Genomic DNA, 18,339 nt, shown 5'->3' on the forward strand with positions numbered 1-18,339 from the left:
CGGAAGAACGTCTGGTGGTCGGTATTCCGAGGTACCGACCACCTGACGTTCTGCCGATCACCCGCGTCAGCCTCTCAGGAGCCGACGACGTTCGCCGCGTGGGCGAACCAGGTGGCGCGGCCGCCGCCGTCGTAGCCGACGGAGTTGAAGTACTCCCAGCCGAAGACGCCGCCGAAGTCCGGGTGCGCCGCCACCAGCGAGCCGACCGTGGCGTCGAAGGTGGGCCAGTCCACGTACCCGCTGCAGTTCGCAGGGTTGGTGACCGTGCCCGCCACGACGCGGTCGGGGGTGAACCCGTTGGCGAGGATCTGGTCGTAGACCGTGGTGGACCGCAGGTCGCCCCAGCCGCAGTAGAACTGGGTGTTGTACCAGTCGATCCGGTCGCCGGCCCGGCGCTCGAGCTCCGCGTAGGAGAAGCCGCCCGAGAAGCTCGACCGGCCGGCCATGTCCGTCGCCACGGGCGTGAGCGTGACGACGAAGTCGGGGCCGAAGTCGGCGCGCAGCCTGTCGACCAGGTGGATCGTGTCCGCCAGGGAGAACGTCTCCTCGATGTCGAGGTCGACGCCGTCCAGCCCGTAGGCACGCAGGAAGTCGCGCAGGACGGGGTAGTACCGCTCGAAGTCCTCGTGCAGGTAGCGGTAGGTGCCCGGCGCGGCGCCGCCGACGAACGCGCTGACGGTCACCCCCTGGTCCTGCATGGTCGCCAGGTCGTCCCACATGACGCCGAGCTCGGCGTGGTCGGCCGGGATGTCGTTGACCGTGAGGGAGGCGTCGGCGTTCAGGTGGATCGCCCCGACGTTGACGTCGGTGACCGAACCGAGCAGCGGCTTGGGGTCGACGTACCGGCGGACGCCGTCGGAGCCGGTCTCGTAGATCGTCTGGTAGAAGGCCAGGACCCGGTGGGAAGCGGCGGCCGGCTCCGGCTTCGGGTCGTGCTTCGGTGCAGAGGTGGCCGGGCCGGCCGCTGCCGTCAGTGCCAGCAGGCCGGCCGCGAGAGCGGCGCCGATCCGGAAGAGCGAGCGGGACATCGTTGACTCCCTTGATCTCGATGCGGTGTCGTGGGCGTCGTCCGCCCTAAAGCGGTTTAGAGCGCATCGAGGACGGTAACGGGACCAACGACGTCGGGCAAGAAGCCCTGCGAACTCCTGCGGAAACCCCTCATGCCGACTGCTGAGCTGGGTTCAGCAGGCGAACGGCGACCATTGTCGGGCCGATTCCGGTCGCCTGCGGCCTGCTGAACCCAGCTCAGCAGGCCGTGTGCGGCGGGACAGCAGAGGCCGGGTCCCCGACAAGGGGACCCGGCCTCCGGCGGAGAGGGTGGATCAGGCGGAGACCGCCGAGCGCAGCTTGGCGCCCAGCTCCTCGTCGACGTTGGTCCAGTACTGGAAGAAGCGCTCACGGATCTCGTCGACCGTGATGGCCTGGCCCTGACCGGTCAGGGTCTCCAGCAGGCGGGCCTTGGCGCCGTCGTCGTAGACGTCGCGGTAGAGCGTGCCCGGCTGACCGAAGTCGCTGTCCTCGCTGTGCAGCGTGGCGGCGGAGCGGACCAGGGCGCCGTCCGACTCCCAGGCGCCGTCCTGGCCGCGGGCCGGGTCGGCGACGGGGCCGCCGAACGAGTTCGGCGCGTAGTTGGGCGTGCCCACCTCGTTGAAGTGGTGCCGCTGCGAGCCGTCCTGCGAGTAGTTGTGCACCTCGGCGGCGTGCGGCTGGTTCACCGGCACCGACTGGTAGTTGGTGCCCACGCGGTAGCGCTGCGCGTCCGGGTAGGAGAACACGCGGGCCATCAGCATCTTGTCGGGCGAGATGTCGGTGCCCGGGACCTGGTTGGCCGGGGACAGCGCGATCTGCTCGATCTCCGCGAAGTGGTTCTTCGGGTTGCGGTTCAGCGTGAAGTGGCCGAAGTGGATCAGCGGGTAGTCCGCGTGCGGCCAGACCTTGGTCAGGTCGAACGGGTTGAAGCGGTAGGTCTTCGCGTCGTCGTACGGCATCACCTGGACCTTGATGTCCCAGACCGGGTTGTCGCCGCGCTCGATGGCCTCGTAGAGGTCGCGACGGTAGTAGTCCGCGTCGGCGCCGGCGATCTTCTCGGCCTCGTCGCTACCGAGGAACTTCACGCCCTGGCGGGAGATGAAGTGGTACTTGACCCAGAACTTCTCGCCCGCGTCGTTGGTCCACAGGTAGGTGTGCGAGCCGTAGCCGTTCAGCTCGCGCCACGAGGACGGGAGGCCGCGGTCGCCCATGAGGTAGGTGACCTGGTGGGCCGACTCCGGGGACAGGGTCCAGAAGTCCCACTGCATGTCGGCGTCGCGCAGGCCCGACCACGGCAGGCGCTTCTGCGAGTGGATGAAGTCCGGGAACTTGATCGCGTCGCGGATGAAGAACACCGGCGTGTTGTTGCCGACGATGTCGAGGTTGCCCTCGGTCGTGTAGAAGCGCAGGGCGAAGCCGCGCACGTCGCGCCAGGTGTCGGGGGAGCCCATCTCGCCGGCGACGGACGAGAAGCGCAGCGCCACCTCGCCCGCGGCGCCCGGCTGGAAGGCCGCGGCACGCGTGTACTGCGACACGTCACCGGTGATCTCCCACTCGCCGAAGGCGCCGCCGCCCTTGGCGTGCACGATCCGCTCCGGGACGCGCTCGCGGTTGAACTGCGCGAGCTTCTCGACCAGGTAGCGGTCGTGGAGGACCGTGGCGCCGTCGGCGCCGACCGTCAGCGAGTGCGCGTCGCTGACGACCGGCGTACCGGTCTGCGTGGTGGTGTAGGGAGTAGTCATCGCGTGGCTTGCCTTCCTTTGCTGCTTGCGGGGATTCTTTGCTTCGGTCAGCGGCAGTCAGGGCACAGGCCCCAGTAGGTGACCTCGGCGGTCTCGACCACGAAGCCGTGGTCGTCGCTCGGGGTGAGGCACGGCGCGTGGCCGACAGGGCAGTCCACGTCGCCGATGGCGCCGCACGAGCGGCAGACGACGTGGTGGTGGTTGTCGCCGGTGCGGCGCTCGTACCGGGCGGGGTGGCCGGCGGGCTCGATGCGGCGCAGGAGCCGTGCGTCGGTCAGCGCGTGCAGGACGTCGTAGACCGCCTGGACGGACACCGTGCCGAGCGCCGCCCGGACCGAGCCGAGGACGTCGTCCGCCGTGGCGTGCTGCTTGTCGCCCAACGCGTGCAGCGCCGCGACGCGGACGGCGGTCACGCGCAGGCCGACGCCGCGGAGGAGGTCCTCGGGCGTCGTGGCAGCGGGGGCGGTGGACGGCATGCCGAGCACCCTAGACCGTAATCTGGAATGATTCCAGTTGGGCTGCCCGACGCCGCCCCGCCCGGCCCGAGCGGGTGATGTCACACTGTCCGGGCTGGCCCCCGGCGTCGTGGTGTTGTTATGGTGTACGCACGACCGACCCGGTGCGAGCCGGGTGCGCAAAGTGGATCCCATCCCACCCGAGTCACGACAGAGCGCCGCAAGGCGCCGACAGAGTCCGGGTCCTTGGTCGGGTAGGAAGTCTCGACGGCATTCCCGTCGGGTCTGCATACCCTTTCCTCGTGATGGCCTCCACCTGTGTTCAGGGCGGGGGCCATTTCCCGTTCCTGGTGGTCCATCAACGACTTCTTAGGAGCATCACCATCACCGAGCCTCGCATCAACGACCGGATCCGTGTCCCCGAGGTCCGACTCATCGGTCCCGGCGGGGAGCAGGTCGGCGTGGTTGCCACGGCGGTCGCCCTGAAGCTCGCCCAGGACGCTGACCTCGACCTCGTCGAGGTCGCGCCGGACGCCCGCCCGCCTGTCGCCAAGCTCATGGACTTCGGCAAGTTCAAGTACGAGTCCGACATGAAGGCGCGAGAGGCGCGGCGCAACCAGGCGAACACGGTCCTCAAGGAGATCCGGTTCCGTCTGAAGATCGACCCGCACGACTACGGCACCAAGAAGGGCCACGTCGTTCGCTTCCTCTCGGCCGGCGACAAGGTCAAGGTCATGATCATGTTCCGCGGCCGCGAGCAGTCGCGCCCGGAGATGGGTCGTCGCCTGCTGGAGCGCCTCGCGGAGGACGTCTCCGAACTCGGTTTCGTCGAGTCGATGCCGAAGCAGGACGGCCGCAACATGACCATGGTCCTCGGGCCGGTCAAGAAGAAGGCTGACGCCAAGGTCGAGCAGCGCAAGCGCGCTACCGAGATCAACGCAGGCCGGATGACCAAGTCGGAGGCCAAGGCACAGGCCCGCGCGGCGGACGAGCCCGAGGGCTCCGAGCCGGTCGAGGACCTGGTGGACGAGACGGTCGAGGACCTGGTGGACGAGACGGTCGAGACCTCGGTCGAGGAGCCCGCCGCGGCGCCCGAGCCGGTCGCCGAGGCCGAGCCCGTCGTCGAGGCCGAGCCCGTCGTCGAGCCCGAGCCCGTCGTCGAGGCGGAGCCCGAGCCGGTCGCCGAGCCCGAGCCCGTCGCCGAGAAGCCAGCCCCGGCAGCGCCGAAGCCGGCCACCAAGCCCGCGGCCAGGACTGCCACGAAGCCGGCAGCGAAGCCCGCCGCCAAGGCAGCTCCGAAGCCCGTACCGGCCCCCAAGCCGGCGCCGAAGCCCGTGGCCCCCAAGCCGCGTGCGCCCCGCAAGGCCGGCTGAGGCCACGGTCCCCAAGACCACCACGACACCGGGCCGGCCCACCGGCCCTGGTAAACGTCGCCGCTCCAGCAGCGGTCGACCGACATGAGGAGAGACGGCAGTCATGCCGAAGAACAAGACGCACTCCGGCTCCAAGAAGCGGTTCAAGGTCACGGGTAGCGGCAAGGTCATGCGCGAGCAGACCAACGCCCGCCACTACCTGGAGCACAAGTCCAGCCGTCGCACGCGCCGTCTGGCCATGGACCAGGTGGTTGCACCGGCCGACGTCAAGAAGGTCAAGAAGCTGCTCGGTAAGTGACCTTTGTGGTGTGCGCCTGACAGGCGTCACCAAGAACCCTTTTAAGCCCCGAAGTACAAGGAGTCTCACGTGGCACGCGTGAAGCGGGCAGTAAATGCCCAGAAGAAGCGCCGTACAACCCTTGAGCGCGCCGCCGGTTACCGCGGCCAGCGCTCGCGCCTCTACCGGAAGGCGAAGGAGCAGGTCACCCACTCGCTCGTCTACGCCTACCGCGACCGGAAGGCGCGCAAGGGCGACTTCCGCAAGCTGTGGATCCAGCGCATCAACGCTGCGTCCCGCGCGCAGGGTCTGACCTACAACCGCCTCATCCAGGGCCTCAAGGCCGCTGGTGTCGAGGTCGACCGCCGCATGCTCGCCGAGCTCGCGGTCAACGACGTGGCGGCGTTCAACGCCCTCGTCCAGGTTGCCAAGGACGCGCTGCCGGCGGATGTCAACGCCCCGGCCGCTGCCTGAGGTTGAGCAGTTCACCGGACGCCCGGTCAGTGCACTCTTCGGAGGCCCCGACGGCGCTTGACGTGACGCTCGCGAATCCGCGAGCGGACCGCGTCAAGCACGTACGGGCACTGGCCGGGCTTTCGGCGCGCTCCCGGCACGGCCAGTACCTGGTCGAGGGCCCCCAGGGCGTTCGGGAGGCCGTCCGGCACGCGCCGTCGTCCGTCCGCGACGTCTACCTGACGCCGTCGGCCGCGTCGCGGTACCCGGAGATCGTCGACGACGCCCGCTCGGCCGGGCTTTTCCTGCACCTCGGCACCCCCGAGGTCCTCGACGCCATGAGCGCCGACGCCCAGGGCGTGCTCGCCGTCGTGCGGTCCGCCGCGCCGACGCTGCGCGAGGCGCTGGGCGCGCGCGACCCCGAGCGTGCCGGACGGCCCTTGCTGGCCGCCGTGCTCGCCTCCGTTCGCGACCCCGGGAACGCCGGCACCGTCGTCCGGGCCGCCGACGCCGCCGGCGCGGACCTCGTGGTCCTCGCGGGGGAGAGCGTCGACGTGCACAACCCGAAGGTCGTGCGCTCCACCGCCGGGTCGCTGTTCCACCTGCCCGTCGTCACCGGGCTGTCGCTGGAGGCCGCGCTTGCGGAGCTGCGCGCCGCGGGCTGCCACGTCCTCGCGGCGGACGGCGCCGGGCCGCTCGATCTGGACGACCTGCAGGACGCCGCTGGCAGCGGCGCCGGCCCGGACCTCGCCGCGCCGACCGCCTGGGTGTTCGGCAACGAGGCCTGGGGCCTGCCCGAGGAGGACCGCGCACTGGCCGACGCCGTCGTGCGGGTGCCGATCCGCGGCAAGGCCGAGTCGCTCAACCTCGCGACGGCGGCGACCGTCTGCCTGTACGCGAGCAGCCGCGCCCAGCGCTGAGAGCGCCGGCCGCGGCTGAGTACCGGCGCACTCGCCGTCACTCCTCGCCCTGGTCGTCCCGCCGACCGCGCCGGCCACGCCGGCCGTGCGGGCCGTGCGGGCCCGGGTGGTCGGGGTGTCCGGGGTGTCCGCCGGGGCCGCCAGGCCCGCCAGGCCCGCCGAACCAACCCGGTCCGCCGAATCCGCCAGGTCCGCCGAACCCGCCGGGGAACCCGCCGCGTCCGAACCCGGGGCGCATGCGCGGGTCGAACCCGCCGCGGGACCGCCAGAACTCCTCGAACGCCTCGCGACGCTCGCCGAACTCCTCGGCCCAGTCCTGCTCCGCGCGCTCGAGGACCCGGCCCAGGTAGCCGGACAGCTGCGCCACCTCGTCGTCGTCGAGGACGTCCAGCAGCTCCGCCGTCCCGTACGGGGGGCGCTCGGTGGCCTGCTCGGCGGCCTTGCCCGCCTCGGTGAGGCGAACCACGACCACGCGCTTGTCGTCGGCCGAGGGCTCGCGCTCGATCAGCCCCTGCTTCTCCAGCTTGGACAGCAGCTCGGCCGTCGCCTGCCGGGACATGCCCAGCAGGAACGTGAGGTCCTTCTGCGTGGTCTCGGGCTTGAGCTGCAGCAGGGCCAGCACCCGGCCCTGTCCCTGGCTCGGGTCCAGCCACGGGGCTCCGCGCCCGGTGCGCTTCGCGCGCCTGAGCTGGTGCATCTGCAGCATGCCGACCGTCGACAGCCGGTGCATCGCCTCCTGGCGCGGGTCGTCGGTCTCGTGCTCGGTCTCGTGCTCGATCTGGTCGGTGTCGTTCATGGTGGCCTCGCTCTCGTTCGTGCTCTCGTCCGGGGCGTTCTCGTTCTCGTTCGGGTCGTTCATGCTTCTCCTTGGATCGTCAGGCACCTGTCTGTCAGGCGCCTGACAATGACTATGCGCCTCTGTCGTCGAACTTGTCAAGTGCCTGACTGTCGTGTGCCTGACATCTAGCCGAGGAGAGGCGGCGGCGTCGGCGTGATCGCGGGGCGTCCGTCCCCTACGGTGGACGGATGAGGCATATACCGGACCTGCACCGGATCAGTGAGGCCGTGGCCGAGTCGTTCGGCGCGCGGGAGGTCTACGGCGAGCCGATAGAGCGCGACGGGGTGCTCGTCATCCCGGCGGCGCACGTGTGGTCCAGCGGGGGCGCCGGTGCCGGCGGCCCGGACCATGGCGCGGCGACTGCGCCGGACTCGCCCGAGGGCGCGCCCGCCGAGGCGGCCGCGGACCGCTCCGAGCCGGATGCCGGTCCGCATCCCCGACCGGACGGCGGCGGTGGCGGCGTCGGCTTCGGGCGCCGGGCCGAGCCGGCCGGCGCGTTCGTCGTCGAAGGCCAGGCTGTGCGCTGGGTCCCGGCCGTCAACGTGAACCGGATAGTGCTCGGGGGCCAGGTGGCATTCGTGCTCGCGGCGGCGCTCGTCGGATGGGCTGTAGTGCGCCGCCGCCGCGGATGACGTCCGGCGCCCAGGCTCACCCCCGGTTGCCGGTGCTTCGTCCGAACGCGCCGGGACCCGCGTGGAACAGGCCGATCGCCAGGACGCCGAGCGAACCCGAGATCCAGGCGGCGACCGGGTGGTCCGCGGCCGGCGACCACAGGAGCCACAGCGGAGTGGTGGCCAGGGCCAGCCAGCCGGCGACCAGGTTGGGGAGCGGCCCGCTGCCCAGGGCCGACGGGTAGTCCTGCTTGGTGATGCCGCGGACGAAGTGGGGGATGCCGTTGCCGCCCCACACGCCGGCGAGAAAGCTCAGGATGATCGTGGTCAGCATGACGACAAGCATGTCGCAGTCCGACGTCGAACCGCAGGCCATGGTCGGCACAGAAATCATGGCGTGCGGTGAGTTGCGCACGCATAGGATCGTGACGTGCGGTTGTTCACGGCGGTCATCCCGCCCACGAGTGTCAAGGACCATCTCGGGCTCGCCGTCGACGGTGTGCCGGCCTCTCCACGCTGGGTTCCCCGGGAGAGCCTGCACATCACCCTCGCGTTCTACGCGGACCTCCCCGAGGGGACGGTCCCGGAGCTGTGCGAGGACCTGTCCGACGTCGCCCGCAAGCACGGGCCCATCGACCTACGGCTGCGCGGCGCCGGGTCGTTCGGCGCCCGTGTCCTGTGGATCGGCGTCGACGGCGGCACCGGTGCGCTGAAGGACCTGGCGACCGACTGCCTGGCGGCGTCGCCGCGCGAGGTGCCGGACGACGTCAAGCCGCACCGCGCGCACGTCACCGTCGCCCACGCGCGGGCCGGCCAGGTGCGGCCGCCGCGAGGCCGGGACCGCTGGGGCGGGCGTGCGGGCGGCGAGCCGCGCTCGGCGCTGGAGCCCGCCGCCCAGGCGCTGTCCGTGTACGCCGGGCCCGACTGGACGGCGGACTCGTTCGCGCTGGTGGAGTCGCACCCCGGGGAGGGCGCGCAGGGCGGCTCGCGCTACGAGATCGTGGAGACCTGGGCTCTCGAGGGTTGATCGGCGGACGGTAGCCCGCCGCGAGAGGCCCGTCTCCACGGCCGGGACCAGGGCCGCCCCGGCCGTGGAGACAGGGGTTGTCCGAAGCGCTTCGAACATGTGTTGCACCCTACGCCGGCTCACTGACACGCCCAAAAAAGTATGCCAAGCACGCATGCTCCGAACGGGGGAATCGACGTTGCCCGCGCTCACCCCGCCATGGAATGATGGATTCATGCAGCCGATGACCCGCCGATTTATGCGGCCCGCTACGGGCCGTGCGGCGAGCGCTGCGCGCGGGCACTGAGCTGCCCTGTGGACAACGCGTCCTGAGCCCTGGCGGGCACATAGACTCCAGATGCCGGTACGGGTCCCCAGGCAGGGGACAGAGCCGGCTCCCGAATCCGCCAGGAAGGCAAGCATGTCCACGCCCGATGAGAAGGCACCCATCGATCCGCTCGACGAGGCGGCACTCGACGCCGCGGTCAAGGCCGCCCTCGACGACATCGCCAAGGCCGGCGACCTCGACGCGCTGAAGGCTGTTCGTACCCAGCACACGGGAGACCGCAGCGCACTGGCCCTCGCCAACCGCGGGATCGGCGCACTGCCCGGTCCGGACAAGGCGAAGGCCGGCAAGCTCGTCGGCCCGCGCCGCGGCCGGCTCAACCAGGCGATCGCCGCCCGTCAGACGGAGCTGGAGGCCGAGCGCGACGCACGCGTGCTCGCGGAGGAGACGGTAGACGTCACCCTCCCGGTCCAGCGCGCGACGTCGGGCGCCCGCCACCCGATCGAGCTGGTCCAGGAGCGCATCGCCGACTTCTTCGTGGGCCTCGGCTGGGAGATCGCCGAGGGACCCGAGGTCGAGGCCGAATGGTTCAACTTCGACGCGCTGAACTTCGGCCCGGACCACCCGGCCCGGCAGATGCAGGACACGTTCTACGTCGCCGGGGACGGCGCCGCCGACTCGAACCTCGTTCTGCGTACCCACACGTCGCCGGTCCAGGCGCGCTCCCTGCTGGAGCGCGGCGTGCCCCTGTACATCGCGTGCCCCGGCCGGACGTTCCGCACCGACGCGCTCGACCAGACCCACACGCCGGTGTTCCACCAGGTCGAGGGCCTCGCGGTCGACAAGGGCCTGACCATGGCGAATCTCGTGGGCACGCTGGACGCGTTCGCGCGGGCGATGTTCGGGCCGGAGGCCAGGACCCGCCTGCGCCCGGCGTTCTTCCCGTTCACGGAGCCGTCCGCCGAGATGGACCTGTGGTTCCCGCAGAAGAAGGGCGGCGCAGGCTGGATCGAGTGGGGTGGCTGCGGGATGGTCAACCCGAACGTGCTGCGTGCCGCGGGAGTGGACCCGGAGGAGTACACGGGCTTCGCGTTCGGCATGGGCATCGAGCGCACGCTCATGCTGCGCCACTCGATCGCGGACATGCACGACATAGTGGAGGGCGACGTGCGCTTCTCCACCCAGTTCGGGACGGAGATCTGAAGTGCCCCTCATCGTGAAGGACTGGCTCGCGGACCACGTCGAGGTGCCCGCGGACCTCACCGCCGAGCAGCTCGCGGCCGACCTCGTCAAGGTGGGCCTGGAAGAAGAGGCGATCCACGGGGCGGCCGTGACCGGCCCTCTCGTGGTCGGCCGCGTGCTCGAGATGAGCCCCGAGCCCCAGAAGAACGGCAAGACGATCAACTGGTGCCAGGTCGACGTCGGGCCGGAGCACAACATCGACGGGTCCCGCGGCATCGTCTGCGGCGCGCACAACTTCGCGCCCGGCGACCTCGTGGCCGTCGCGCTGCCCGGCACCGTGCTGCCCGGACCGTTCCCCATCGCCGCCCGCAAGACCTACGGACACGTCTCCGACGGCATGATCTGCTCCACCGCCGAGCTCGGCCTGGGCGACGACGGCGCGCACGGCATCATCGTGCTGCCCCGGGACATGGGCTTCGCGGTCGAGGACCTCACCCCCGGCCAGGACGCCACAGCCCTCCTTGGCCTCGGCGACGAGGTCCTGGAGATCAACGTGACCCCGGACCGCGGGTACGCGTTCAGCTACCGCGGCGTCGCGCGCGAGTACGCCCACTCCACGGGCGCGAAGTTCACCGACCGTGGCCTGGCCACGGGCGCCGAGCCGTCCGCGACCCCTGACGGGTTCGAGGTGCGGGTACGGGACGAGGCGCCGATCAACGGCGTCGTGGGCTGCGACCGCTTCGTGACGCGGATCGTGCGCGGCATCGACCCGTCAGCGCCCACGCCCGCGTGGATGAAGCACCGCCTCGAGGGCTCCGGCATGCGGTCCATCTCCCTGGCCGTCGACATCACGAACTACGTGATGCTCGACCTCGGGCAGCCGCTGCACGCCTACGACCTCGTCAAGGTCGCGGCCCCGATAGTGGTCCGCCGGGCCACCGCCGGCGAGCGCCTCACCACCCTGGACGACGCCGACCGCGCCCTGGACGCCGAGGACCTGCTGATCACCGACTCGCCGGACGGCGCGGGCAGCCGCGTGCTCGGCCTCGCCGGCGTGATGGGCGGAGCCTCGTCGGAGGTCAGCGACACCACGACGGACGTGCTCGTCGAGGCGGCCCACTTCGACCAGATCACCGTCGCCCGCACGGCGCGGCGGCACAAGCTCTCCAGCGAGGCCGCCAAGCGCTTCGAGCGCGGTGTCGACCCGCTCCTCCCGCCGGTCGCGGCGCAGCGCGTCGTCGACCTGCTGGTCGAGCTGGGCGGCGGCACCGCCGACCCGGCGGTGAGCGACCTCGACGACACCGCCCAGGGGACCCCGCAGCCGATTGCGCTCAAGGTCACGGAGCCCACTCGGCTCGTGGGCGTCGAGTACACCCCGGAGCAGGTGCGCAGCACGCTCGAGGAGATCGGCTGCACGGTGGCCGACGGTTCCCCGGTGGCCGCCTCTTCGGCGGTCGAGCCCGTCGAGACCCTCACGGTCACCCCGCCGTCCTGGCGGCCCGACCTCACCGAGCCCGCCGACCTGGTCGAGGAGGTCGTGCGCATCCAGGGCTACGACCAGGTGCCGTCGGTGCTCCCGGCCGCTCTGGGCGGCCGCGGGCTCACGACCGAGCAGCGCACGCGCCGCTCGGTCGCCCGCGCCCTGGCCGAGGCCGGCTTCGTCGAGACGCTCAGCTACCCGTTCGTCGGGACCGCCGAGTACGACGCGCTCGGCCTGCCCGACGGCGACCCGCGGCGCGCCTCGCTCCGCCTCGTCAACCCGATGGCCGACGACAAGCCGCTGATGCGGTCGAACCTGCTCGTCACGCTGCTCGACACGGTGCGGCGCAACGTGTCGCGCGGGCTGACCGATCTGGCGGTGTACGAGGTCGGCCTCGTCACCCTGCCGGCAGCGGGTGCCCCCGCGGCGCCCGCGCTGCCCGGCGGGGTGCGGCCCACCGACGAGCAGCTCGCCGCGCTCGCGGCGGCCGTCCCGGAGCAGCCGCGCCGGGTCGCCGGCGTGCTGACCGGCAAGCGCGAGCTGGCCGGCTGGTGGGGCGAGGGCCGCGCGGCCGGCTGGGAGGACGCCCTCGCGGCGGCCCGCCTGGTCGCCGAGCGTGCCCGGGCCGAGGTAGTGGTCGTCCCGGACACCGACCAGATGCCGTGGCACCCGGGGCGCTGTGCCCGCCTGGAGCTCACGGACGGAACCGTCGTCGGTCACGCCGGGGAGCTGCACCCCAAGGTCGTCGAGGCGCTGGGGCTGCCCGCCCGCGCCGCGGCGTTCGAGGTGGACCTGAGCGTCCTGGTCGACGCGGCCTCGGGCGAGCCCGTGGTCGCGGCGCCCGTGTCGGCGTTCCCCGCGGCCAAGGAGGACTTCGCCTTCGTGGTCGGCGACGACGTGCCGGCCGAGGCCGTGCGGTCGGCGATCGTGACGGGCGCCGGTGACCTGCTCGAGGACGTGGCGCTGTTCGACGTCTTCACGGGGGAGCAGGTGGGCGAGGGCAAGAAGTCCCTCGCGTACTCGCTCCGCCTGCGTGCCGCGAACCGGACGCTGTCCGCGAACGAGGTCCGCGCGGTGCGCGACGCCGTCGTGGCGTCGGCGGCCACCAAGGTCGGTGCGGTGCTGCGTGGCTGAGCCCGGCCGGGAGGCCGACCCCGCCGAGACCCTGCCGGCACGCACGGCGCTCGTCACGGGCGCCTCGCGTGGCATCGGCCGGGAGATCGCACTGGGTCTCGCGCGAGCAGGGCTGGACGTTGCCCTGCTCGCCCGGGACGCGGAACGGCTCCGGGCCGTCGCCACGGAGATCCGGGCGCTGGGGGCGACGGCGATCGAGCTGACGGCCGACGTGTCCGACCCGGCGGCGGTGCGCGCCGCCGTCGGGCAGGCAGAGGAGGCGCTCGGGTCGATCGACCTGCTGGTCAACAACGCGGGCGCCATCGAGCCGGAGCACCCCCTGTGGGAGGCCGACCCCGACGAGTGGTGGTCCGTGTTCGAGACCAACGTGCGCGCGCCGTTCCTGTTCAGCCGCTATGCGGTGCCGGGCATGATCGCGCGCGGTGGCGGCCGGGTCATCGACCTGGCCTCCGGAGCGAGCTCGCACGAGATGGGCGGGGGCTACTCCGCGTACAACGCGAGCAAGACCGCGCTGACCCGGATGGGCGCCAACCTCCACGCCGACGGCTTCCGGCACGGGATCCGCGTCTTCGAGCTTGCCCCGGGCGTCGTGCAGACCGACATGACGGCCGGCATGACGCTGCACGAGGGCCGCACCCGGTGGACTCCGGTCGAGCGCGTGACCGACGTCGTGAACGCGATAGCGGCCGGCGAGCTCGACGCCTGCTCGGGGTGGTTCCTGCGCGTCTCGCAGGACACGCCCGAGTCGCTGAAGGCGCTGGCGGCCGACGTCGCGCAGGAGGGCGCCGGGGCGACGGCCCGCCGGCTCCGGGTGCTCCCGGCCGGTAGCCGTGATCCGCTGACGGACGCCCTCACCAAGCGCTGACCAGCGGCTTCGTCGGTGTGGCCCGCCCAGCCGGGCGGCCCCGCCGGCACGGTCGGCGGACACGCGACGTTTCACCCTGGGGTACTGGTGTGAGGGGACGGGCACTCCCTACGGTGTGCAAGCAACCGTCCCCTCACGCAAGGAGACCACCATGCGTCATCGTCGTCGCCCCGCGCTCGCCATCGCGAGCCTGGGCATCTGCGCCCTGCTCGCGTCAGCGGGCCAGGCCGTCGCCACGGAGGCCACGAGCGAGCAGGCGGAGCCGTCCGTCGCGGCCGCCGCGACACCGCTCACCGCGAGCAACTTCCGCTACACGCTGTCGGAGACGTCGTCGTCCCTGATCGGCGCGCTGGACTCGGCGCTGCCGAACGTGACCATGGGAGCGGTGGCCGATGACGCCAACCGCACCCCGAGCTGCGGGAGCGCGCCGTCGGTCACGAACCGCACCGCGTACTACTGCTGGAACACGGGCGACCAGGACACCCCCGACTGGTACCCGCAGGGCATCACCACCAGCTCCGACGCGTACGAGGCCGGGACGTACGACGGCAAGCGCCTCAACCTCGTGAGCTGGTACGACCACGCCGAGGACGGCATCGACAAGGGCGTCCGCGTCAGCGTGTCCAACCTGTCCGCGAGCGCGTCCGCGCCGCCGTACCGGCACATCCTGCTGGTCGAGCCGACCGGGACCACGAGCGCGCCGTCGTACAAGGCGGTCGACGTCCACGCCGGCGGCATCATGTGGTACGGCAACCTGCTGTACGTGGCGGACACGAGCGGTGGCTTCCGCGTGTTCGACCTGGACCACCTGTGGCAGGTCTCGACGGGGAACTCGTCGGCCATCGGGCGCCAGTCCGACGGCTCGTACCACGCGTTCGACTACAAGTACGTGCTGCCGCAGACGGCGAAGTTCACGGACTCGACGGCCGGCGGCTACGCGCAGCTGCAGCACTCGTCGGTCTCGCTCGACCGGACGAGCACGCCCGACTCGGTGATCGTGAGCGAGTACCGCACCTCAACCGATATCGCGAACGGCGCCCAGGTACGCACGATCCGGGTCCCGATCGACTACACAGACCGGTACCTGAAGCCAGCCTCGGACGGCGTCATCAAGGCGACCGAGGCCTACCGAATTGACCTGGAGAGCGTTCAGGGCTCCACCGCGATCAACGGTGAGTTCTTCTACTCGCAGAGCGACGGCACGAACTTCTCGGACCCGAACGCCGACGGCGACCTGCACACGTTCGTGGCGCCGTCCGGCTCGATGGTGCGGCACGGCAACGCGCTCACGGTGGGCTCGGAGGACCTGTCCTACGACCCCACCCGCGACTACCTGTGGTCGCTCGGCGAGCACCCGGGCTACCGGTGGGTGTACGCCGCGGACGCCTCGTCGTTCTGAACGTAGCCCGCACCCGTCGGACGCCCAGGCCACCCAAGGTGACCTGGGCGTCCGGCACGTATGGCCGCCTGGTGAGGACGGCCCGGCGAACCTAGTGTGGGGGTCGATGACCCTCCGAATCGAAGATTACGGAATTGTCGGGGATCTGCAGACCGCTGCCCTGATCGGTCGGGACGGCTCGATCGACTGGATGTGCCTGCCGCGCTTCGACTCCCCGGCGTGCTTCGCGGCGCTGCTGGGTAGCGACGAGCACGGGTCGTGGCGCCTCGGGCCCGAGGCAGGCGGGGAGTGCACCAGCCGCCGCTACCGGGACGGCACCCTGGTCCTGGAGACGGAGTGGGACCGGCCCGAGGGCAGGGTCCGGGTGATCGACCTGATGCCTCCGCGCAGCCACCAGGCCGACGTCGTCCGGATCGTCGAGGGGATCAGCGGGAGCGTCCCGATGACGACCGAGCTGCGCCTGCGGTTCGACTACGGGAACGTCGTGCCCTGGATCACGCAGGACGGCGCGGCCCTGCGGGCCGTGGCCGGCCCTGACTCCGTCCGTCTCGACACCGCGGTCGAGATGACCCGCGACGACGTGGCCGGCGGCTCGGTCCTGCGCGCCCGGTTCACCGTGGGCCCTGGCGAGCGGGTGCCGTTCGTCCTGACGTACCACGCGTCCTACGAGGCCACGAAGGATCCCGTCGAGGCGGATGGGGCGCTCCGGGACACCGAGGAGTTCTGGCAGTCGTGGATCGCGGGGTCCAGCTACGCCGGCCCCTGGGCCGACGCCGTGCACCGGTCCCTCATCACGCTGAAGGCCCTGACCTACGCCCCGACCGGGGCCATAGCGGCGGCCGCCACGACGTCGCTGCCCGAGGAGATCGGCGGCGCGCGCAACTGGGACTACCGGTACTGCTGGCTGCGTGACGCCGCGTTCACCCTGCAGGCCCTGGTCGGTACGGGGTTCATCGACGAGGCGCGTGCCTGGCGGGCGTGGCTCCTGCGCGCCGTCGCGGGCGACCCGGCGGACCTGCAGATCATGTACGGGCTCGACGGGCGACGGCGCCTGCCGGAGTACACGCTCGACTGGCTGCCCGGGTTCGAGGGCTCGATCCCGGTGCGGATCGGCAACGGCGCGGCGGGCCAGCTCCAGATCGACGTGTGGGGCGAGACGCTCGATGCCCTGCACCTGGCGCGCGCGGCAGGCCTGGAGCCCGACGCGGAGTCCTGGCGCATGCAGAAGGCGCTCCTGGACCACCTCGAGGACCACTGGGCCGACCCCGACAACGGGCTCTGGGAGATGCGCGGCCCGCGGCGCGCCTTCGTGCACTCGCGGGTCATGGCCTGGGCCGGGTTCGACCGCGCCGTCCGCGCCGTCGAGGAGGGCGGTCTGGTGGACGAGCCCGTCGAGCGGTGGCGGGCGGTGCGCGACCGCATCCACGCCGAGGTGTGCGCCGAGGGGTTCGACGCGGACCGGAACACGTTCACGCAGTTCTACGGGTCGGAAGGGCTCGACGCGGCCCTGCTGCTGATCGGGCAGGTGGGGTTCCTGCCCTGGGACGACCCGCGCGTCGTCGGCACCGTCGACGCGGTGCAGCGCGAGCTGAGCCAGGACGGGCTCCTGCTGCGGTACGACACCGCGGCCGACGACCGGGTGGACGGCCTGCCCGGCGGTCAGGCGACGTTCCTGGTCTGCAACTTCTGGCTGGTCGACGCGCTGCACGGGATCGGGCGGCGCGAGGAGGCGGTGGCCCTGTTCGAGCGGCTGCTCTCGCTCCGCAACGACCTGGGCCTGCTGAGCGAGGAGTACGACGTGCGCACGGGCCGTCAGCTCGGCAACACGCCGCAGGCGTTCAGCCACCTCGGCCTGGTCAACAGCGCGCTGCGCCTCGGCCAGGGCATGACGGCCCGCGACGTGGAGGCCGGCGTCGTCGAGCAGGTGGAGCTGTAGCGCTCACCCCTGGGCGTCGCGCCAGGCGACCCACTCCTCGACGAGGGACAGGTCGAGGTCGGGCACGCCGAGCCCGATGGTGAACAGCGTGGCGCCCGCCGCCACGAACGGGTCGGCGAGCTCCGCGGGCGAGCCGTGCCGCACCTCGGCCGAGCGCTCCACCAGTGTCGCGGTGTCGCGGCCGACGGCGGCCCCGTGCTCGTCGAGGATCCCGGACTTGCGGACCAGGGTCGGCGCGTCGGAGAACGAGTGCCAGATGTCGGCGTGCTCGGCCACCAGGCGCAGCGTCTTCCTCTCGCCCCCGCCGCCGATCAGGATCGGGATGTCGCGGGTCGGCGCCGGGTTGCCCGCCGCGAGCCGGGCGCGGATGCGCGGCAGTGCCGCGCCGAGGTCGGCGATCCGGGACCCGACGGTCCCGAAGTCGTAGCCGAACTCGACGTAGTCCCGCTCCTTCCAGCCGGCGCCGAGGCCGAGGATCAGCCGGCCGCCCGAGATGTGGTCCACGGTGCGCGCCATGTCGGCGAGCAGGTCGGGGTTGCGGTAGCCCACAGCTGTGACCAGCGCGCCGATCTCGACGCGCTCGGTCTGCTCGGCCCACGCGCCGAGCATGGTCCAGCACTCGAAGTGCTTGCCGTCGGGGTCCCCGTTGAGCGGGAAGAAGTGGTCCCAGTTGAAGACGATGTCGACGCCGGCGTCCTCGCAGCGCAGCACGGCGTCGCGGATCTGGCCGTAGTCGGCGTGCTGCGGGTGGAGCTGGACGGCGATGCGGGCCGGTCGATCGATCATGCCGCAGGGTAGGCCGTCGCGAAGACGTCACGCTAGGGCGCGCCGCCCCGACGTGTGTCGGTCACGTCGGACAGGGTGCCGGTGGGCCGAGACTATGGGTGTGACGCCGGTCGGCGACAACGCGATGACAGGAGCACAGATGCCGAACTACAGCACGTCCACGGAGATCGACGCCACGCCCGAGGCGGTGTGGACGGTCCTGTCCGACGTCGAGCACATGCCCGAGTGGACACCCTCCATGACGTCCGTCGAGATCATCGACGGGCCGAACCCGCCGGACGTCGGCACCCAGGTGCGGATCGAGCAGCCGAAGATGCGGCTCGCGATCTGGCTGGTCGACGAGTGGGACCCGCCGCGGCACTTCGCATGGATCAGCGAGGCCGCCGGCGTCACCACGCAGGCCGAGCACCTGGTGGAGCCGCTGCCCGAGGGCCGTTCCCGGGTGACGCTCGCGATCACGCAGACGGGCGGGCTGGCGTGGCTGCTCGGCGGGCTGACCAGGGGTCGCACGCGGCAGTACGTCAACGCCGAGCTGGGCGGTCTGAAGGCGCGGGTCAAGCCGTAGCC

At 71.7% G+C, this 18,339-nt stretch carries 18 protein-coding genes; 12 read left to right on the forward strand and 6 right to left on the reverse strand.

Annotation, left to right across the window (positions count from 1 at the left end):
• Positions 1–74 precede the first annotated feature (74 nt).
• The 3 genes from ACFT2C_RS21975 to ACFT2C_RS21985 all read right to left on the reverse strand — a co-directional run bounded on the left by ACFT2C_RS21975 (position 75) and on the right by ACFT2C_RS21985 (position 3,247).
• Positions 75–1,028, reverse strand: a complete 954-nt coding sequence (locus tag ACFT2C_RS21975) for a glycosyl hydrolase family 18 protein (RefSeq protein ID WP_377209209.1) — start codon at positions 1,026–1,028, stop codon at positions 75–77.
• A gap of 294 nt (positions 1,029–1,322) precedes the next feature.
• Positions 1,323–2,771 (reverse strand): catalase, encoded by a 1,449-nt coding sequence (locus ACFT2C_RS21980; protein ID WP_377209210.1) that lies wholly within the window; start codon positions 2,769–2,771, stop codon positions 1,323–1,325.
• Positions 2,772–2,818: 47 nt separating this feature from the next.
• A complete protein-coding gene (locus ACFT2C_RS21985) occupies positions 2,819–3,247 on the reverse strand; it encodes a Fur family transcriptional regulator (protein ID WP_377209211.1) in 429 nt (142 codons plus the stop codon).
• 284 nt (positions 3,248–3,531) lie between these two features.
• On the opposite strand from ACFT2C_RS21985, the gene infC reads away from it, so the two are divergent.
• From infC to ACFT2C_RS22005, 4 genes are all read left to right on the forward strand, one after another.
• A complete protein-coding gene (gene infC, locus ACFT2C_RS21990; RefSeq protein WP_377209245.1) occupies positions 3,532–4,599 on the forward strand; it encodes a translation initiation factor IF-3 in 1,068 nt (355 codons plus the stop codon).
• Positions 4,600–4,702: 103 nt separating this feature from the next.
• Positions 4,703–4,897 (forward strand): 50S ribosomal protein L35, encoded by a 195-nt coding sequence (rpmI, locus tag ACFT2C_RS21995; RefSeq protein WP_129783196.1) that lies wholly within the window; start codon positions 4,703–4,705, stop codon positions 4,895–4,897.
• A 69-nt stretch (positions 4,898–4,966) separates the two neighbouring features.
• Entirely contained in the window at positions 4,967–5,350 is a 384-nt protein-coding gene (gene rplT / locus ACFT2C_RS22000; RefSeq protein ID WP_108490904.1) for a 50S ribosomal protein L20, read from the forward strand.
• Positions 5,351–5,412: 62 nt separating this feature from the next.
• Positions 5,413–6,249 carry a TrmH family RNA methyltransferase gene (locus ACFT2C_RS22005; protein WP_377209212.1) on the forward strand — a complete coding sequence of 279 codons (837 nt, stop codon included), beginning with the start codon at positions 5,413–5,415 and terminating at the stop codon, positions 6,247–6,249.
• Positions 6,250–6,286: 37 nt separating this feature from the next.
• On the opposite strand, the gene ACFT2C_RS22010 is transcribed toward ACFT2C_RS22005, so the two are convergent.
• Positions 6,287–7,108, reverse strand: a complete 822-nt coding sequence (locus ACFT2C_RS22010; RefSeq protein ID WP_377209213.1) for a MarR family winged helix-turn-helix transcriptional regulator — start codon at positions 7,106–7,108, stop codon at positions 6,287–6,289.
• Positions 7,109–7,275: 167 nt separating this feature from the next.
• Here ACFT2C_RS22010 and ACFT2C_RS22015 point away from each other — a divergent pair, with 167 nt between their 5' ends.
• On the forward strand, positions 7,276–7,719 hold the full coding sequence (locus ACFT2C_RS22015) for a hypothetical protein (protein ID WP_377209214.1): 444 nt from the start codon (positions 7,276–7,278) through the stop codon (positions 7,717–7,719).
• Between the two features lie 16 nt (positions 7,720–7,735).
• On the opposite strand, the gene ACFT2C_RS22020 is transcribed toward ACFT2C_RS22015, so the two are convergent.
• Complete coding sequence (locus ACFT2C_RS22020) at positions 7,736–8,113, reverse strand: hypothetical protein (protein ID WP_377209215.1); 378 nt, start codon at positions 8,111–8,113, stop codon at positions 7,736–7,738.
• Between the two features lie 15 nt (positions 8,114–8,128).
• On the opposite strand from ACFT2C_RS22020, the gene thpR reads away from it, so the two are divergent.
• The 6 genes from thpR to ACFT2C_RS22050 all read left to right on the forward strand — a co-directional run bounded on the left by thpR (position 8,129) and on the right by ACFT2C_RS22050 (position 16,986).
• Entirely contained in the window at positions 8,129–8,725 is a 597-nt protein-coding gene (gene thpR / locus ACFT2C_RS22025; protein ID WP_377209216.1) for an RNA 2',3'-cyclic phosphodiesterase, read from the forward strand.
• A gap of 400 nt (positions 8,726–9,125) precedes the next feature.
• Complete coding sequence (pheS, locus tag ACFT2C_RS22030) at positions 9,126–10,193, forward strand: phenylalanine--tRNA ligase subunit alpha (RefSeq protein ID WP_377209217.1); 1,068 nt, start codon at positions 9,126–9,128, stop codon at positions 10,191–10,193.
• 1 nt (position 10,194) lies between these two features.
• The gene (gene pheT / locus ACFT2C_RS22035) at positions 10,195–12,786 is read left to right on the forward strand and encodes a phenylalanine--tRNA ligase subunit beta (RefSeq protein ID WP_377209218.1); all 2,592 of its coding nucleotides are present in this window, start codon (positions 10,195–10,197) and stop codon (positions 12,784–12,786) included.
• Positions 12,779–13,651: an SDR family NAD(P)-dependent oxidoreductase gene (locus ACFT2C_RS22040; RefSeq protein ID WP_377209219.1), complete on the forward strand. Its 873-nt coding sequence runs from the start codon at positions 12,779–12,781 to the stop codon at positions 13,649–13,651. Before pheT ends, ACFT2C_RS22040 begins: the two co-directional genes overlap by 8 nt.
• A gap of 151 nt (positions 13,652–13,802) precedes the next feature.
• A complete protein-coding gene (locus ACFT2C_RS22045) occupies positions 13,803–15,050 on the forward strand; it encodes a hypothetical protein (protein ID WP_377209220.1) in 1,248 nt (415 codons plus the stop codon).
• A 106-nt stretch (positions 15,051–15,156) separates the two neighbouring features.
• A complete protein-coding gene (locus ACFT2C_RS22050) occupies positions 15,157–16,986 on the forward strand; it encodes a glycoside hydrolase family 15 protein (protein WP_377209221.1) in 1,830 nt (609 codons plus the stop codon).
• Between the two features lie 3 nt (positions 16,987–16,989).
• On the opposite strand, the gene ACFT2C_RS22055 is transcribed toward ACFT2C_RS22050, so the two are convergent.
• Positions 16,990–17,772: an LLM class F420-dependent oxidoreductase gene (locus ACFT2C_RS22055; RefSeq protein WP_377209222.1), complete on the reverse strand. Its 783-nt coding sequence runs from the start codon at positions 17,770–17,772 to the stop codon at positions 16,990–16,992.
• 139 nt (positions 17,773–17,911) lie between these two features.
• Between ACFT2C_RS22055 and ACFT2C_RS22060 the strand changes: the two genes are divergently transcribed.
• The gene (locus ACFT2C_RS22060) at positions 17,912–18,337 is read left to right on the forward strand and encodes an SRPBCC family protein (RefSeq protein ID WP_377209223.1); all 426 of its coding nucleotides are present in this window, start codon (positions 17,912–17,914) and stop codon (positions 18,335–18,337) included.
• The last annotated feature ends 2 nt before the right edge of the window (positions 18,338–18,339 follow it).

It is taken from the genome of Promicromonospora sp. NPDC057138 (genome assembly GCF_042670845.1).
Lineage (GTDB): Bacteria > Actinomycetota > Actinomycetes > Actinomycetales > Cellulomonadaceae > Promicromonospora.

What these genes read in the sequence shown, in the direction of transcription:
- ACFT2C_RS22055 (WP_377209222.1), bottom strand. Translation starts at nt 17,772, where the DNA reads ATGATCGATCGACCGGCCCGCATCGCCGTCCAGCTCCACCCGCAGCAC.
- rpmI (WP_129783196.1), top strand. Translation starts at nt 4,703, where the DNA reads ATGCCGAAGAACAAGACGCACTCCGGCTCCAAGAAGCGGTTCAAGGTC.
- ACFT2C_RS22060 (WP_377209223.1), top strand. Translation starts at nt 17,912, where the DNA reads ATGCCGAACTACAGCACGTCCACGGAGATCGACGCCACGCCCGAGGCG.
- ACFT2C_RS22010 (WP_377209213.1), bottom strand. Translation starts at nt 7,108, where the DNA reads ATGAACGACCCGAACGAGAACGAGAACGCCCCGGACGAGAGCACGAAC.
- pheS (WP_377209217.1), top strand. Translation starts at nt 9,126, where the DNA reads ATGTCCACGCCCGATGAGAAGGCACCCATCGATCCGCTCGACGAGGCG.
- ACFT2C_RS22045 (WP_377209220.1), top strand. Translation starts at nt 13,803, where the DNA reads ATGCGTCATCGTCGTCGCCCCGCGCTCGCCATCGCGAGCCTGGGCATC.
- ACFT2C_RS22050 (WP_377209221.1), top strand. Translation starts at nt 15,157, where the DNA reads ATGACCCTCCGAATCGAAGATTACGGAATTGTCGGGGATCTGCAGACC.
- ACFT2C_RS21980 (WP_377209210.1), bottom strand. Translation starts at nt 2,771, where the DNA reads ATGACTACTCCCTACACCACCACGCAGACCGGTACGCCGGTCGTCAGC.
- ACFT2C_RS21985 (WP_377209211.1), bottom strand. Translation starts at nt 3,247, where the DNA reads ATGCCGTCCACCGCCCCCGCTGCCACGACGCCCGAGGACCTCCTCCGC.
- ACFT2C_RS21975 (WP_377209209.1), bottom strand. Translation starts at nt 1,028, where the DNA reads ATGTCCCGCTCGCTCTTCCGGATCGGCGCCGCTCTCGCGGCCGGCCTG.
- ACFT2C_RS22015 (WP_377209214.1), top strand. Translation starts at nt 7,276, where the DNA reads ATGAGGCATATACCGGACCTGCACCGGATCAGTGAGGCCGTGGCCGAG.
- infC (WP_377209245.1), top strand. Translation starts at nt 3,532, where the DNA reads ATGGCCTCCACCTGTGTTCAGGGCGGGGGCCATTTCCCGTTCCTGGTG.